Here is a 14,971-nt window from a genome sequence, read left to right as displayed (position 1 = left end):
CGTCCCATATCAGAAATCGGAACGAGGTCACTTATCGGGCGTAATAGAAATGTGCTCCTTGAACGCCTTCCTTTTTAGAGGACCTGATGAATCAAAAAGAATTGGATCAGATAGAAATAGATCAGACGCAAATCGATATTCTAAACGATGTGACCCAGACATTAATCGACAGTTATGAGGGTTATAAAATTTGTTTGGAAGATATGGAAGAAGGCTACGCTTTGCGCTCGCACTTTTCCAGGCGGGCAGCCTCACGATCTCAATTGATTTCAGAGTTTCAAACGGCGGTTCGGGATTTGGGCGGAGAACCCGTTACCAAAGGCTCCGTTTCCGGAGCAGCGCATCGTGGTTGGACAAAACTCACCGCCCTGTTTCAAGATGATGAAAAAGCGGCCCGTCAAGCCGTCGATGACGGGGAAAGGTTTCTGGCCGAGAGAATTAATGAACAGCTTAGAGACCCGGGCCTAACGCCCAACACACAGGTATTACTCCGCAACGCCTATGCCAGCGCAACTAAAGGCGGCGTCCGAACAGATTAAGAAGGGTAAGAAAAAGTGGCTCTGTCAAAACGAGTATTCCCCCGAAAACTGACATTTTGACAGAGCCTTTTCAGAGTTGTCTTCGCTCTCCCTTAAGGGGGCGTCTGGACAGCGTCTGAATTTAATAGACCGCTAAGTTGGCGATCTATTCCCCCTTCAAGTGGGTTCCATCACTTCTTAACAAAGGCAAGATGAATACGACCTGAATATTACAATTCTGACAGGTAAGCACAAGCCAAATATTCGTAGCCGCCGCTATCACAAAGATTTGCGCTTACAACCTCCGGCTTTTGTGGTTTACTCATAGCAGGAGAGAGCCATGAAAACATTTTTGAACATAGTCGTCTGGTTGGCAGCAATTTTCATAAGCGCCATTTTCCTGAGCTCCCTACAATATAAATTTACCGGTCACCCAACGCCCGAACATATTTTTACGATTTTGCGGGATTGGTCTGGTATCGGTCTTTTCTATCCAGCGGGCCCTTGGATAATAGGATTGGCTGAAGCCTTGGCGGCCATTTGCCTGATAGCGCTTCCTGCCCTCTTTCTTTTGACGAACAAGCGGAACGCCGCGCGTAACACCCAGATGTTTGGCGCGGTAATTGCTCTTGGCGTCATGAGCGGAGCGATTGTTTTTCACCTGTTCACACCGCTTGGCATTTCTACTCCCACAGAATGGGCAAATGGCGAGCCTGTAGCCTTCTCGCCCGCCCTTTTTATAAGCGCCTGCGTAAGCTGGCTTTGCGCCGTCGTGGTTTTACTGGTTCGCGGAAAGCAAAGGCCGTAGCCACTAATGTTTTGGTTCATCAGTTGCTGATTGAATGGGCTTTTACTCCCGCCATATCCTTCCCTTTTGTCTCGACAAAGCCTGCGGCATTGGTCCGATTGAGAAACAACGGGCCAAAATTGTGCCCCAGGCAAAAGGGCGCGTCGTCGAAATCGGCATCGGGTCCGGACACAATTTGCCTTTTTATAAATCAGAACAGGTGTCATCGGTTATCGGCGTTGAGCCGGATGAGTGTATCTGGAAACGAAGTCAAAGCCGCCGGAAAGCCTGCGCTTTTCCGGTGACTCGGCTTGGACTCTCCGGTGTATCAATTCCTCTGGAGGACCGGAGTGCGGATACAGTGGTTGTCACTTATTCACTCTGCACGATTCCCAATCCCGTCCTCGCCTTGCGAGAGATGAAGCGTATCGTGAAAGCTGACGGTCAAATTTTATTTTGCGAACATGGGCAGGCTCCGGATCCCGGAGTGCACACATGGCAAAAACGCATTGATCCGGTCTGGAAGAAGATTGCGGGCGGGTGCCATAGCGGGCGCGACATCCCGGCTTTGTTGCGGGAGGCCAACTTATCCATCACGCAGATGGAAGAGATGTATACTCCCGGACCGAAAGTGCTAAGCTACAACTATTGGGGAGCGGCAATGCCCTGAAGAAAAACCCGCCATGAGGCGGGTTTCGTAGAAGTCATTATTCAGCAGCCTCGGCGTTATCCGCCGGAGGCGTCCACCGTAGAACCGGATTTCGCGCCGCTCTGGTTTCATCGAGTCGGCGCATTGGCGCGTAGACAGGCGCTTGCTTGAAGCTCTCCGCCTCCCCGGCTTTCGCCCGTTCCACCAGAGACCGCATAGATTGGATAAAGCGGTCTAACTCGCCTTTGGACTCAGACTCAGTAGGTTCGATGAGCATCGCGCCGTGTACGACGAGCGGGAAATACATCGTCATAGGGTGGTAACCTTCATCAATCATGGCCTTCGCAAAATCGAGTGTATCGACACCTGTGTCCTTCAAGAAACGGTCATCGAATAACGCCTCATGCATACACGTGCCTTTGAAGGCGACGGTCATCACATCCGCAAGGGACGCTTGGATATAATTGGCGTTCAGGACAGCGTCTTCCGTTGCCTGTTTCAAACCGTCCGAGCCGTGGCTCATCATATAAGTCAAGGCGCGGGTATACATGCCCATTTGGCCGTGGAAGGCGCACATGCGTCCAAAGCTCGCTGCGGCGTCGCCGCCTTCATGTTCGACCAATTTCAATTTGTCACCGTCTTTCACGACGAAAGGCAAAGGCGCAAAATCTTTTAACGCATCAGACAAGACGGTCGGACCGGAACCCGGCCCGCCGCCGCCATGCGGCGTAGAGAACGTCTTGTGCAAATTGATGTGCATCGCGTCGACGCCGAGATCGCCTGGGCGAACACGCCCGACGAGGGCGTTGAAATTCGCGCCGTCGCAATAGAAATACCCGCCTGCCGCATGGATGAGGTCCGCAATTTCGACGATGTCGCGTTCAAACAGGCCACATGTATTTGGATTGGTCAGCATGATACCGGCAACATCATCGCTTTTTTCCAGCTTCTCGCGAAGCGCGTCCATATTGACGCGGCCGTCCCCCGACGCCGGTATTTCATCCACGGTAAACCCGCACTGCACGGCTGTTGCCGGGTTCGTGCCATGGGCGCTTTCCGGCACCAACACACGGCGGCGTTGTGACTGACCATCTGCGTCGAGTCGTGCGCGGATTGCCATCATACCGCAAAGTTCACCATGCGCCCCGGCTTTCGGGGTCAGGGCCACGGCCGGCATATTACAAAGCGTCATCAGCCAATGGGATAATTGCTCCATAAGCTCGAGCGCGCCTTGAACTGTACTGATGGGCTGCAAAGGGTGAACATCCGCAAAGCCCGGCATACGCGCGACTTTTTCATTCAGACGCGGATTATGTTTCATGGTGCAAGACCCAAGCGGATAAATGCCCAGATCAATCGCATAGTTCTTTTGGCTAAGACGCACATAATGACGCATCGTTTCCGGCTCTGACAGGCCGGGCAAACCGATTTCGCCTTTGCGCTCATGTCCGCCAAGACGAGAGGCGCGGCCTTTAGGTTCAGGCAGGTCAATGCCTGTACGGCGCGGCGTACCGACTTCAAAAATGAGCTTTACGGCTTGTTCTAGGCCCTTGGAGCCGGAAACTGTGTCTGGGCGATTCATATTTGCAGCGACGGGGGTTGTGGGGCGTCCTTCGTTCTTCATGACAAGACCTCCTTCAATGCTGTTTCAAAGGCATGGATATCCTCTTCACTGGCCGTTTCAGTGGCACAAACAAGTAGCAAATCTTCATTACCTTCCGTCAGGCGGGACACAGGCACGCCGCCGAGTACTCCTTTTTCAGCGAGGGCTTCGACGACTTCTGTCGCAGGCTTATTTAATTTGACCGTAAACTCGTTGAAGAAGGTCTCGTTCACCACGTCCGCGCCATCTATACCGTCAATAACATCTGCAAGATGGCAAGCGGCTTCGTGATTAAGCGCCGCCAAACGTTTTAGTCCGGCGTCGCCCAGCAAGCTCATATGGATGGTGAACGCCAAACAGCAGAGTCCAGAATTAGTACAGATATTCGATGTCGCTTTCTCGCGGCGGATATGTTGCTCGCGCGTTGACAAAGTCAGTACAAATCCGCGCTCGCCATTGGCGTCCACGGTTTCGCCGCAAAGACGACCCGGCATTTGGCGCACGAGTTTTTTAGTACAAGCAAACAGTCCTACATGCGGGCCGCCAAAATTGAGGCCGACGCCGAGGCCCTGGCCCTCACCGACAACAATATCCGCGCCTTGTTCGCCCGGAGATTTGATTGCGCCCAAGGCAACAGGTTCAGTAAACACTGCGATTAAGAGAGCTTTATGTTTATGCGCTTTTTCCGCGATCGGGGCGAGATCTATGATTTCTCCGAACACATTCGGGGACTGTACGACAACGCAAGCGGTGTCGTCATTGATATGATCAATAACGTGATCGTCGCGGCCGGGGCGGCAATCGCGCTCATCAATCTGGATATCAAGCGTCGAGGCCAAAGTCTGCGTCGCAGCTGCGTAATGCGGGTGAAGTCCGGGCGCGAGGATGGCTCTGGATTTACGTGTGACGCGTTTGGCCATAACCACTGCTTCGGCGCAGGCTGTCGAGCCGTCATACATGGAGGCGTTGGCGACATCCATTCCGGTCAGGAGCGCGACTTGAGTCTGGAATTCGAATAGAGATTGCAGCGTGCCTTGGCTGATTTCCGGCTGGTAAGGCGTATAGGCTGTCAAAAACTCGGAGCGTTGTATCAGGTGATCCACCGTCGCAGGAATATGATGCTTATAAGCTCCGGCTCCACAGAAAAACGGAACAGAACCGGCCGAAACGGATTTGGCCGAAAGTTTTGCCATATGGCGTTCAATCGCTTGCTCAGACTGATGTTTAGGGAGGTCGACAAGCGCTTTCAAACGCGCCTTTTCAGGCACATCTTGAAACAAGTCGTCAATGGAGTCGGCGCCAATGACGTCAAGCATCGCCTTTCGGTCATTTTCATTTAATGGCAAATAACGCATTTAATTGTCCTTATTGTCGTGTTTGACATCATTTTTCTTGGATTTATCTTGGCCGGCTCTCGCGGCGCCCAAAGCGGCCCCAATTGCAACGCCGAGGGAGAGCCAAAGGGCGAGGTTATCTGTTGCCACTCCGACAGCGGTGCCTATTGCAACGCCAATAGCGAGAGTGACTCCAAAATTCGATCCACCAGTCATTTAGTTTTTTCATCCTCATCGTAATCGACGTCTGATGTTCCTCGGCCCGGCCTTCCAGTAATCATCTTGCGCGAAAGATAAGCAACAAGAATGAACAGGCCGATGGTAATAATCCAGAATATGGGGTTTGAGGCGCTCATGGCTTATGTTCCATTTTTATCTTTAAAGCTTCGAAGCAAGGGCCGAATGACCAGTACCCACAGCAGTAAGACGGCGAGACCCAAGCCCATGATGGCGAATAAAGGTAAATTCATTTAGGCCTTCCTTTTAGCCCCCCGTCATCCGAGGAAGAAAGCCTTACAGGCTTTCGCAGTAAGCTTTATATTTCGCTTCATCCATCAAGCCGTCCAGTTCAGACGCATCTTTGATTTTCAGCTTGAGGAACCAGCCGTCTCCGTCCGGCGACGCATTGACGGTTTCCGGCGCGTCTTCGAGCGCTTCATTGACTTCCGTCACTTCGCCGCCAATCGGGGCATAAACTTCGGAAGCAGCTTTGACGGATTCGACCACGGCGGCTTCATCGCCTTTTTCCATATCGGCGCCAATTTCCGGAAGCTCGACAAAGACGACGTCGCCAAGTTGTTTCGTGGCGTAGGCAGAAATACCGATTGTGGCGATTTCGCCGTCGACTTTGATCCATTCGTGATCTTCGGTGTATTTTACTGACATGACTAGTTTCCTCTGAAGTAATTATGCGGGGTGAAAGGGAGTTTCACGACGGTGGCAGGGCGGGGTTTCCCCCGGACGAGCAACTGAACGGGCGTGCCCGATTTAAAAAATTTCCGGGCCACATAGCCCATCGCAACCGGGCCATCTACTGAGGGGCCATAGCCGCCGCTGGTAATTTCGCCGATCGTGTTTCCGTCCATATCCTGGACTTCAGTATGTTCACGAGCCGGGGCCTTACCGTCCGGCTTAATGCCGACCAATCGTTTAGTGGATTTATCCGCCAAGTCCGATGCCACACGTTCTGCGCCGAGATAACCGGCATCGGCGCTGCGGCGGTGTTTTTGAATGGACCAGATCAATCCGGCTTCGATTGGCGAGACACTCGTGTCAATGTCATAACCATAAAGGCAAAGACCTGCTTCAAGGCGGAGACTGTCACGAGCGCCAAGGCCGATAGGCTCCACATCGTCATAGCTTAGTAATTCTTCGACCAAACGCACCATATCCTCATGCTTGGCGGAAATTTCATATCCGTCTTCACCTGTATAGCCAGAGCGGGAGACGTGCGCCCAGACGGGCGTATTTAGCGTGCCTTTCAGCTCTAGATCCGTATGGGTCATAAACGTCAGTTTTTCGACGTCTGGGTTGAGGCACGCCAATACGGCTGCAGCCCGCGGCCCCTGCAAGGCAATGAGAGAAAGCGTATCATCTTTGACGGAGACTTTCACATTATTCGGCATATGTTTTTCAAGATGGGCGTAATCGTCGTCCTTGCAGCCTGCGTTAACAACCAGGTATAGCACATGCTCATAGCCCGCCATGCCGAGGCGAGAGATCATCAAATCGTCTAAGATTCCGCCGTCTTCGTTCAGGAATTGGGAATAGCGCTGCTGTCCCGGCTCAAGGCTTTGGATGTCGGCAGGCACAAGTTTTTCGAGAGCTTTGGCGGCTGTCGCAAAGTCCTTGTCATCGGGCGTCAGAAAGACTTGACCCATATGGGAGACATCAAACAATCCGGCTTTCTCGCGTGTATGGAGATGCTCACCTTTAACCCCGAGAGGGTATTGGACGGGCATATCATAGCCTGCAAACGGCACCATTTTAGCGCCGAGATCTACATGTTGGCCGTGAAGCGCTGTTTTTTTGAGCTCACTCATAAGTCACACTTTCGTATCGCGGATAAACCGCAGGAAGTGCCACCTGCTGTCTCTTTGGGCCTGAGAGATTGACGGAAGCCGTTTTCAAACAGCTACCGCTTACTCCGTCGGCGGGGTCTTTCACCATGCCCACACAGGGCGACCCGCTTTCCAGCGTATTGACGTCCAAACGGTCCGTTGACCTGAGCGTTTCCGGGGCGGTTGCGCCTTCGGTGGCGGCGCCCCTTTCACAGGGCGATTCTCCGCACTCTCCCATCTGGACGGGATAGCCGTCTCATGTGCGATTTTAAGGTTTGAGTCAATTAGAAGGCGACAAATTCCTCTGTAGGAATTCTGTTAAACCTTCTGTGTTAATTGCTGTGCACACTTGTAAATCAAAGGATAAAAAATGTCCGGTAAGTCCAAAGAAGAAATTGCATTCGAACTTGTCTCAAAGCTTAAAGGTGTTGGCGTCTGGGGAGAAAATAATATGGACCAAATTCTCGATATGTATGCAGAATGTCTCGAGGCCACCTCTGGCATGCGAAACAAAAAGCCTGCGGCGCAGCAGCCTGCAGCGCCCAGTCAGTCCGCCCCGCCTCAGTTTGCGCCTCAACAACAGCCGCAAGTCGCCCCGGCGCAGCAGATGCATCAACAACCGCAACAGGCCGCGCCATATAATCCGCAGAGCGCGGTTCAGCGGTAAAACTTTAAACTACATCCGCTCGGGCGTTTCGATCCCAAGTATCGTCAGACCTTTTTCGAGCTGGCGCAGGGTTAGCTCTGCTAAGGCCAGCCGCGAGGTTTTCACGTCATCCGGAATGTCTTCGGCCAAAATTGGACATTCAGAGTAAAAACGCGAGAAGCTTTGCGCGACGCGGTAAATATGATCACATAAAATATGCGGTGCGTATTTCTCGGCAGACGCCGTGACAGCCCGGCCAAAAGCGTCCAGCGCGAGAAGGAGCTGCGCCTCGGTCGGGTCGGAAATTTTAACCCTTCCTGGTGAGACGCCCTCGTCTTTTGCACGCCGCAAAATAGATTTAATCCTTACCACGGCATACAGAAGATAAGGTCCGGTTTTGCCTTCAAAGGCGGTAAACCGCTCTGGGTCAAAAACGTAATTGGTCAGGCGCTGATTTTGCAGATCGGCAAATTTAAGGGCCGCCAAACCGATCTTGCGCGCGATTTCTTTACGCTCTGACGATTCGAACTCAGCGCCAATTCCTGACTCTTCGATGCGCGTTTCCGCCGCCTCGTTCATAATCTTGATCAAGTCTTCCAAACGCAAGACGCCACCTTCGCGGGTTTTAAAAGGCTTGCCGTCTTTGCCGTTCATTGTGCCAAATCCTGCGTGGTAAAGCTGGTCCCGATTATACCACTCCGCCTTTACGGCGGCGCGAAAAACTTGCTCAAAATGGAGCGCCTGCCGCTGGTCGACAACGTAAATGATTAGGTCCGGGTCAATTTCATTTTTACGGTCGACCAGGGTTGCCAGATCTGTTGTATGATACAAAACCGCGCCCGAACTCGCCAAAAGCATGACGGGCGGCACGTCCTTATTCTCATCTTCCTCTTCGACACGAATGATGAGCGCGCCATCATCGTCCTCTGCGATGTTTTTGCGACGAAACTCTTCAATCATTTCGGGTATTAAATGATCCACACAGGCTTCACCGTTCCAGAGGTCAAACTCCACACCAAGGTTACCATATCCGACTTTTAGCGCGGCGACGGAAACGTCAATAAAGTGATTGAGAAGCGCCATATAGCCGGCACGTCCGGCCTGTAATTCTGCCGTGGCCAAACGGGATTGCTCCATACGATCTTCGTCATTTTTCGCTGCATTGCTGGCTTGAGGATATAAGCGGGCGAGATCGTCCATCGTAACGGGCGGTTCCTCTGGATAGCCGCTTACCTTTGTCTCGTCGAAATAAGGGAGATCCGGCTCTTCGATTTCAAGCTCGGATATCAAGTGACCCATTTGTAGGCCCCAATCGCCCATATGGACATCGCCTATGACCTTGTGCCCGAGGGCGCGATAAAGGCGCTTAATCGCCTCTCCGATAACGGCAGATCGAAGATGGCCCACATGCATGGGTTTGGCGACATTCGCTCCGCCGTAATCAACGACGATAGTTTTCGGATCGACCCGCTCTATGCCTAAATTTTCGCTACCGGATAGCTCGCTTGCCCGCTCGGACAAGACATCTTCAGTTGGCTCTATATTGATAAATCCCGGCCCGCCAATTTCGATCGTTTTAATCGCAGGGTGGTCTTTTACAGCCTCTACAACGGCTTGCGCAATATCTCTCGGATTGGCTTTTTCGCCGCGCTTTTTGGCCTGGCCAGCGGCCGCCATTGCCCCGTTGCATTGGAATGGAGCCAGATCAGGCCTGTCAGACTCGCGAACCGCGCCTAGCCCAGACTCATATCCCAAATCTGAAAAGGCGGTTTGAAAAGCCTGTTCCAGACTTTGTAAAATTGAGGACATAGATGCGTTTACTCTTAGTACTTATTCTTGGCCAGCGGATAATCTGAAACGGCGGCCTTCAGCATTAAATTGGCGTTGCGCTTCGGTCAGTTCGAACCCGACAACAATCTCAAAGTTGACGCCGGACGTCGTCGCTGTCGCTCGCGGAATAATTATTTCCTCGACATCTTCGACAACTCGAACTCTGTCTTCCCCGGCAGGGAATGTGACCTGCATTGGGAAAACTTTTTTATTGATAACGTCCACATTTTTACGAGTCACAGCGACGAAATACTCATAAGTCGCTGCATTTTGGCTCGCCGCCGGGCCGCGGCCAAGATCAAAAGTAATTTCTAAATTCGCATCAATCGGTTCGTCATTGTAATATCGGCAAAGACTACGCACATTATTGATTTCACCGGTAAAGCCGACATTTTCGAACCGTTGCTCATTATCGCGAAATTCAACGATTCGGGACGCTTCATAAAGCGCAAAGGCCCGGGGGCAGGGCCCGGCATTTTGCTTGGTCGCCGCATCCCCGATATTCAGGGCATCTGCGGTGCTTTTACAGGCACTCAGCCCGGTGGCAGTTGAAACTCCGAGGAGCGTTGTCATGATAACGGTCCGAAAACGCATAATGTAATTCCCAATAAACGGCCCTCAAAAAGGCCTCTTTCTTTCCCTATATATACAGGGAACAGGCAGTGGCGATATTGCTAGCGCTCTGCTATGGCAGGTCATAGACAGATAAGCGCCCTGCCGCAACGCCAAGATGACAGCAAGCGAGCCGCGTGAGGAGAAATTAATGTCAGGCTACACTGCCTCTGAAATGACGCCGTCCAAGACTTCAACCGGAGAGAGCACTCTCGGGGCCGATGGCCGGGCGAGCAAAAGAGTTTTTCTGGCCGCTCCCCGCGGGTTTTGCGCCGGTGTAGACCGCGCCATCCAGATCGTCGAAAAATCCATAGAAAGATATGGGGCTCCGGTTTATGTGCGGCATGAAATTGTTCACAACCGCCACGTGGTAGACAGGTTATCAGGGCTGGGGGCCGTTTTCGTCGCTGAGCTCAGCGAATGTCCTGACGATCGTCCTGTCGTTTTTTCGGCCCATGGCGTTCCGAAATCCGTGCCGCGCGCGGCCGAAGCTCGCAACTTGAATTTTCTAGATGCCACCTGCCCGCTTGTTTCCAAGGTTCATGTCGAAGCTGAGCGCCACGCCAAAAATGGTCGGCATATTCTACTTATTGGCCATACGGGTCATCCCGAAGTTATCGGGACAATGGGGCAGCTGCCGGAAGGTGACATCTCGCTGATTGAAACCGAAGAGGATGCCCGAAACTTTTCACCTGCTGACCCCGAAAACTTGGCTTTGGTGACGCAAACCACCTTGAGCGTGGACGACACAGCTGGCCTTATTGCGATTTTACAAGAGCGGTTTCCGAGCATCGCCTTGCCTTTCAAAGAAGATATTTGCTACGCGACGACGAATCGTCAAGCCGCCGTCAAGGCAATTGCGGAACGATGCGACCTTCTGCTGGTCATCGGCTCTCAAAAATCCTCAAACTCTAAACGTTTGGTCGAAGTGGGCGCAAAAGGGGGGGCCGACGAGTCGATGTTAATTTCTGACGCTGACAGCCTAGACTGGGACCGCGTCGACGCCGCGAAAACCATTGGCTTATCTGCCGGAGCCAGCGCTCCGGAATATCTCACAAACGGCGTCCTAGCCGCGCTGCGCTCACGCTATGACGTCACTGTTGAGGAAGTCGAAGTCGTGAAGGAAAAGGTGGTCTTTCGCCTGCCCCGCCAACTCTTGAGCGCCTAAAATGCCGCGTAAGAACTCAAAGTTAGAAGCCGGAGCGCTAGACGGCGCTCTCGTCATTTATACAGACGGCGCCTGTTCCGGCAATCCCGGCCCGGGCGGTTGGGGCGCGGTAATGTATCACGGCAAACGCTCCAAGGAATTATTTGGCGGCGAAAAAGAAACTACCAACAACCGGATGGAACTTATGGGCGCTATCAAGGCGCTCGAAGCGGTCAGACCCGGTTTTAAAGGCCCCGTCATATTGTTCACCGATTCCACCTACGTTCTTAAGGGCATTACGGAATGGATCCATGGATGGAAAAAACGCGGTTGGAAGAAGGGCGATAAAAAACCGGTCGTAAACAAAGATCTATGGCAAAGACTCGACGAGCTCAACGCCGCCCGCGAAGTCAGATGGGAATGGGTTAAAGGCCATGCCGGGGACATAGGAAATGAAATGGCAGATGAATTAGCCCGGCGCGGAATTCCGAAATAGGGAGCATTGCGTCTTAGCTAACTGGCTCCACTTTCAAGATCGTCCCCTCGACGGAAACGATTTTTAACTCGTCGCCAATCGCGGCGTTTCCTTCATCCATCATCGCTTGCCACTGCGTATCGCCGACTTGCACACGCCCGCGCCCTGTTTCGAAAGCCGTAACGGCTTTGACGCGGCGGCCCAGCATTGAACGGGCGCGGTCATTGAGGTCAGAAGGCTCTCCTCCCTTCATCAGTGGCTGAAAGTATTTGTGCCCTGCAAAGAGCAGCCCCGCACTTATGAGAAAAAACAAGAGAAATTGCATTTCCCATGCCAGAGGCAAAACAAACACTAAGACCCCGACGATCAAGGCGGCTACAGCCGGCCAGAGAATATAGGTTGTTCCAGTAATGACCTCGAGCGTCAGAAGTATGACACCGAAAATTAGCCATTTCGTACCGTTCATTCCCTCCAAGAGCTGGAGGAAGACATTGCCGTCGCCGTTCATTTCTTAGCGGTCTTAGTATTGCCAGCTTCAAGCAGCGCGCCAATACCCCCGACTGTCGCTGCAAGGCTCGAGAGTTCTGCTGGGACAATAACCGTTTTCTGGTTGGGTGAATTGGCGAGCTCGCTAAAGGCTTTCACATATTCTTGCGCCACAAAATAATTCACGGCGTTCACATCACCCTTAGCAATTGCGACGCTGACCATTTCCGTCGCGCGGGCTTCGGCCTCGGCTTCGCGTTCGCGGCCTTCGGCGTCAAGGAACGCCGCATCACGTTGACCTTCGGCCTTTCGGACAGCGGCTTCTTTTTCACCTTCAGCGCGCAGGATCTGACTTTGCTTTTGCCCTTCGGCCATCAGGATGTCGGCGCGCTTTTCCCGCTCGGCTTTCATCTGTTTATTCATCGCTTCGGTAATATCAGCCGGGGGCGAAAGATCTTTTATCTCGATCCGCGTGACTTTCGTGCCCCAAGAGTCTGTGGCGCTGTCGATGACTGTTAATAGCTTTGCATTAATGTCGTCACGGCGAGACAGAACCTCATCAAGATCCATTGACCCGACCACCGTCCGAACATTGGTCAAACAAAGGTTCTTAATCGCGTTATCAAGATTATTGACCTCATACGCCGCCTGACGCGCGTCGATCACTTGAATAAAGACAACAGCATCTGCCGTGACCATGGCGTTATCTTTGGTAATCACGTCTTGCGACGGGATGTCAATCACCCGTTCGCGCATATTCATCTGATACCCAACCCGGTCTACGAAGGGTATAATAAAGGTCAGCCCGGGTTGAAGCGTACGGGTATATCGCCCGAATCGCTCCACTGTGTATTGCATTCCTTGGGGCACGGCCTTCACCGCTTTTATTGTGATAAAGACAATAAAAGCCACCAAGGCGATCAGAAAAATTTGTCCGGCTGTCATGTATTCCCCCTCAGATTGTATCTATGGCTTTAGGCCTATCCCTTTAAAGCCTCAAGCATGTGTTCTGCGGAGCTAACTTTGAATTCCCCCGGACCTTCCACGAAGAGGTGTTCGACCACACCGTCTTTGACGACCATGGCGTAACGTTGCGACCGAAGGCCCATGCCAAACCCGGTGCCGTCCATTGTCAATCCAATATCCTTCGCAAAGTCGCCATTGCCATCTGCAAGCATCTCTACATTTTCTCCGACTTCCTGTTGCTCACCCCAGGCGCCCATAACGAAGACATCATTGACGGAGGTACAAGCAATTGTGTCAATGCCTGCGGCTTTGAGTTCATCAGCTTTATCAACGAAACCAGGCAGATGCTTAGCAGAACAAGTCGGGGTGAATGCGCCAGGCACAGCAAAGAGCGCGACGCGTTTACCGCCGAAAACCTCGTCTGTCGTTTTCGGCGCAGGCCCTTCGTCTCCAAATGTCATAAAGCTGGCTTGTGGGAGTTTTTCACCTGATTTGATTGTCATTTCATCTCTCTCAATGTTGAATATCTATTCCTCTGATATGGGGCGCTCACATTGTTTTGACAAGACAGGTTGAAACGAAAAGCCGTCCTGCCCATTTATTCTTTATGAGCGAAGCAAAAAAACACTCCCCAAGAACGACTGAGACCAAAATCGGCATCAGCAAAGATAAGAAGACCGGTAAAGAAAATGTTGCCTATATGTCGGGTCGGTTCCTTTTGGCGACCCCGGCTATGGGCGACCCCCGCTTTAAAAATACACTGATTTACGTCTGTTCTCACGACGAGCACGGCGCGATGGGCATTATCGTCAACAAATCCAAAGGCGGTTTGTTAATTTCTGATCTGTTGGAGCAAATTGGTGTGGAAGGAGATGTCCGCGTCGCCGACACGCCGGTTCTCAATGGCGGCCCCGTTGATATTGATCGAGGCTTTGTCCTTCATTCCTCAGATTATTATAAAGACGACACCAGTTTAAAACTTTCGGATACGCTTACCCTCACCTCTACCAAAGATGTTTTGGAGGCGCTCGTAAGTGATGAGGCTCCTAGAAAAGCCATGCTTTCCATAGGCTATTGCGGATGGGGCGAAGGGCAGTTGGAATCTGAAATTATGCAGAATGGCTGGCTCATTGTGGATGCCGACGAAGCTATGATTTTTGGCGAGGACCTGGACGTTAAGCGCCAGCGCGCTTTTGATGCGATCGGTATTTCCCCAGAAGCACTCTCTTTCCTGGGCGGCACCGCATAACTTAAACCTCTTATTTCAGTCCGAGCTAAGCTTGGCAAAAATAACATGGTCGCGCCATTGCTTATCTGTTTTCAAATAGCCCCGCGCGGTGCCTTCTCTCGTGAAATTTTGTGATTCCAGAACTGTGATTGAAGCAGTATTTGACGGCTGAACGGCTGCTTCTATTCGGTGTAGCCCCAAGGTCTCAAACCCGAATTGCGTTACCGCGCTGACCGCCGCGCGGGCAAAGCCTTGTCTCGTAAAACGTTGTCCAACCCAATATCCCAGACGGGCCGACTGCGAGCTCCCCCTTTCAATATGGGTGATATTGCAGGCGCCGATTAAGGTTTCCTGCGCCCCGTGATAAAGATGAAAGGGATAAGCCTGCCCATTTTGAACGAGTTTCTTGAACCGGGAGAGCTGAGTTCTATAAGTAACCCGGCTTAGCGCGGCGTCTGTCCAACCTGGCTCCCAAGGGCTTAGCCAATCTTTATTGTCGCGGCGCAACATGGACCATGTTTCGAAGTCGGCCCAGCGCGGGTGGCGTAAAGTCAATAGCCCGCCGACAGCGTGCGCCCTCAATACAGTGTGGATTGTGGCATTCGCCATTCCCCGAACTCCCTCACCGCG

General features: G+C 52.3%; 19 protein-coding genes and 1 riboswitch. Of the genes, 7 read left to right on the top strand and 12 right to left on the bottom strand.

Annotation, left to right across the window (positions count from 1 at the left end; translation table 11 throughout):
- Window positions 1-86: 86 nt before the first annotated feature.
- The 3 genes from ACNA05_RS04690 to ACNA05_RS04680 all read left to right on the top strand — a co-directional run bounded on the left by ACNA05_RS04690 (window position 87) and on the right by ACNA05_RS04680 (window position 1,975).
- Window positions 87-539, top strand: a complete 453-nt coding sequence (locus tag ACNA05_RS04690; RefSeq protein WP_415810242.1) for a PA2169 family four-helix-bundle protein — start codon at window positions 87-89, stop codon at window positions 537-539.
- 319 nt (window positions 540-858) lie between these two features.
- The gene (locus ACNA05_RS04685) at window positions 859-1,326 is read left to right on the top strand and encodes a hypothetical protein (RefSeq protein ID WP_415810241.1); all 468 of its coding nucleotides are present in this window, start codon (window positions 859-861) and stop codon (window positions 1,324-1,326) included.
- Between the two features lie 34 nt (window positions 1,327-1,360).
- A complete protein-coding gene (locus ACNA05_RS04680) occupies window positions 1,361-1,975 on the top strand; it encodes a class I SAM-dependent methyltransferase (protein ID WP_415810240.1) in 615 nt (204 codons plus the stop codon).
- Between the two features lie 37 nt (window positions 1,976-2,012).
- Here the strand turns inward: ACNA05_RS04680 and gcvPB are convergent, their stop codons facing one another.
- From gcvPB to gcvT, 6 genes are all read right to left on the bottom strand, one after another.
- Window positions 2,013-3,578, bottom strand: coding sequence for an aminomethyl-transferring glycine dehydrogenase subunit GcvPB (gene gcvPB / locus ACNA05_RS04675; protein WP_415810239.1), 1,566 nt, complete (start codon window positions 3,576-3,578; stop codon window positions 2,013-2,015).
- On the bottom strand, window positions 3,575-4,912 hold the full coding sequence (gene gcvPA, locus ACNA05_RS04670) for an aminomethyl-transferring glycine dehydrogenase subunit GcvPA (RefSeq protein WP_415810238.1): 1,338 nt from the start codon (window positions 4,910-4,912) through the stop codon (window positions 3,575-3,577). Before gcvPA ends, gcvPB begins: the two co-directional genes overlap by 4 nt.
- Window positions 4,913-5,107 carry a hypothetical protein gene (locus ACNA05_RS04665; RefSeq protein WP_415810237.1) on the bottom strand — a complete coding sequence of 65 codons (195 nt, stop codon included), beginning with the start codon at window positions 5,105-5,107 and terminating at the stop codon, window positions 4,913-4,915.
- Window positions 5,104-5,247, bottom strand: a complete 144-nt coding sequence (locus ACNA05_RS04660) for a hypothetical protein (RefSeq protein WP_415810236.1) — start codon at window positions 5,245-5,247, stop codon at window positions 5,104-5,106. Before ACNA05_RS04660 ends, ACNA05_RS04665 begins: the two co-directional genes overlap by 4 nt.
- A 157-nt stretch (window positions 5,248-5,404) precedes the next feature.
- Complete coding sequence (gene gcvH, locus ACNA05_RS04655; protein WP_415810235.1) at window positions 5,405-5,776, bottom strand: glycine cleavage system protein GcvH; 372 nt, start codon at window positions 5,774-5,776, stop codon at window positions 5,405-5,407.
- A gap of 2 nt (window positions 5,777-5,778) precedes the next feature.
- Window positions 5,779-6,933, bottom strand: a complete 1,155-nt coding sequence (gene gcvT, locus ACNA05_RS04650) for a glycine cleavage system aminomethyltransferase GcvT (RefSeq protein ID WP_415810234.1) — start codon at window positions 6,931-6,933, stop codon at window positions 5,779-5,781.
- 160 nt (window positions 6,934-7,093) lie between these two features.
- A riboswitch (glycine riboswitch) is annotated at window positions 7,094-7,195 on the bottom strand.
- 126 nt (window positions 7,196-7,321) lie between these two features.
- On the opposite strand from gcvT, the gene ACNA05_RS04645 reads away from it, so the two are divergent.
- The gene (locus ACNA05_RS04645) at window positions 7,322-7,618 is read left to right on the top strand and encodes a hypothetical protein (protein WP_415810233.1); all 297 of its coding nucleotides are present in this window, start codon (window positions 7,322-7,324) and stop codon (window positions 7,616-7,618) included.
- A gap of 9 nt (window positions 7,619-7,627) precedes the next feature.
- On the opposite strand, the gene argS is transcribed toward ACNA05_RS04645, so the two are convergent.
- Together argS and ACNA05_RS04635 are read right to left on the bottom strand one after the other, a co-directional pair.
- On the bottom strand, window positions 7,628-9,406 hold the full coding sequence (argS, locus tag ACNA05_RS04640; RefSeq protein ID WP_415810232.1) for an arginine--tRNA ligase: 1,779 nt from the start codon (window positions 9,404-9,406) through the stop codon (window positions 7,628-7,630).
- A 21-nt stretch (window positions 9,407-9,427) separates the two neighbouring features.
- Window positions 9,428-10,021 (bottom strand): hypothetical protein, encoded by a 594-nt coding sequence (locus ACNA05_RS04635; protein WP_415810231.1) that lies wholly within the window; start codon window positions 10,019-10,021, stop codon window positions 9,428-9,430.
- Window positions 10,022-10,190: 169 nt separating this feature from the next.
- Between ACNA05_RS04635 and ispH the strand changes: the two genes are divergently transcribed.
- Both ispH and rnhA read left to right on the top strand, forming a co-directional pair.
- A complete protein-coding gene (gene ispH, locus ACNA05_RS04630; RefSeq protein ID WP_415810229.1) occupies window positions 10,191-11,207 on the top strand; it encodes a 4-hydroxy-3-methylbut-2-enyl diphosphate reductase in 1,017 nt (338 codons plus the stop codon).
- 1 nt (window position 11,208) lies between these two features.
- A complete protein-coding gene (gene rnhA, locus ACNA05_RS04625; RefSeq protein ID WP_415810228.1) occupies window positions 11,209-11,682 on the top strand; it encodes a ribonuclease HI in 474 nt (157 codons plus the stop codon).
- Between the two features lie 13 nt (window positions 11,683-11,695).
- Here rnhA and ACNA05_RS04620 read toward each other — a convergent pair whose 3' ends face one another.
- Genes ACNA05_RS04620 through ACNA05_RS04610 form a run of 3 tightly spaced genes read right to left on the bottom strand, consistent with a single transcriptional unit; the run spans window position 11,696 to window position 13,616 of the window.
- Window positions 11,696-12,169, bottom strand: coding sequence for an NfeD family protein (locus ACNA05_RS04620; protein ID WP_415810227.1), 474 nt, complete (start codon window positions 12,167-12,169; stop codon window positions 11,696-11,698).
- On the bottom strand, window positions 12,166-13,092 hold the full coding sequence (locus tag ACNA05_RS04615) for an SPFH domain-containing protein (RefSeq protein ID WP_415810226.1): 927 nt from the start codon (window positions 13,090-13,092) through the stop codon (window positions 12,166-12,168). Before ACNA05_RS04615 ends, ACNA05_RS04620 begins: the two co-directional genes overlap by 4 nt.
- 35 nt (window positions 13,093-13,127) lie before the next feature.
- Window positions 13,128-13,616, bottom strand: coding sequence for a peroxiredoxin (locus ACNA05_RS04610; protein ID WP_415810225.1), 489 nt, complete (start codon window positions 13,614-13,616; stop codon window positions 13,128-13,130).
- A 104-nt stretch (window positions 13,617-13,720) separates the two neighbouring features.
- Between ACNA05_RS04610 and ACNA05_RS04605 the strand changes: the two genes are divergently transcribed.
- Window positions 13,721-14,362, top strand: coding sequence for a YqgE/AlgH family protein (locus ACNA05_RS04605; RefSeq protein WP_415810224.1), 642 nt, complete (start codon window positions 13,721-13,723; stop codon window positions 14,360-14,362).
- A gap of 15 nt (window positions 14,363-14,377) precedes the next feature.
- Here ACNA05_RS04605 and ACNA05_RS04600 read toward each other — a convergent pair whose 3' ends face one another.
- Window positions 14,378-14,950 (bottom strand): GNAT family N-acetyltransferase, encoded by a 573-nt coding sequence (locus tag ACNA05_RS04600; RefSeq protein ID WP_415810223.1) that lies wholly within the window; start codon window positions 14,948-14,950, stop codon window positions 14,378-14,380.
- Between the last annotated feature and the right edge of the window lie 21 nt (window positions 14,951-14,971).

It is taken from the genome of Litorimonas haliclonae (assembly GCF_965138505.1).
Lineage (GTDB): Bacteria > Pseudomonadota > Alphaproteobacteria > Caulobacterales > Maricaulaceae > Litorimonas > Litorimonas haliclonae.
The sequence above is the reverse complement of the archived record's forward strand: the minus strand, read 5'-3'. Positions and strand labels throughout refer to the sequence as shown.